Origin of the sequence: Microvirga pakistanensis, from assembly GCF_004458765.1 — a bacterium.
In the GTDB taxonomy this organism is placed as follows: Bacteria; Pseudomonadota; Alphaproteobacteria; order Rhizobiales; family Beijerinckiaceae; genus Microvirga; species Microvirga pakistanensis.
Genome location: NZ_SPJX01000198.1, coordinates 1 through 223, shown reverse-complemented (window position 1 = coordinate 223; position 223 = coordinate 1). Strand labels below are relative to the sequence as shown.

The window sequence follows — 223 nt, the reverse complement described above, 5'->3', positions numbered from 1 at the left end:
CGGAGCTAAGAGGGAATCCGGTGAACCATTGAGGTGAATCCGGGGCTGCCCCCGCAACTGTGAGCGACGAGTCTCCTGCCATCCAGCGTCACTGGTGAGCGATCACCGGGAAGGCCGGCAGAAGGCGACGACCCGCAAGCCAGGAGACCTGCCCAGGGCTGACGATCATGTCCTCGGGCGGGGTGCCCCGATGGATCGCTCAGTGCACCGCGCCATTGCGCGG

General features: G+C 66.4%; 1 riboswitch.

What is annotated here, in order from left to right:
* Nucleotides 1-170: riboswitch (cobalamin riboswitch) on the top strand. This riboswitch is flagged as partial in the annotation.
* Nucleotides 171-223: the final 53 nt, after the last annotated feature.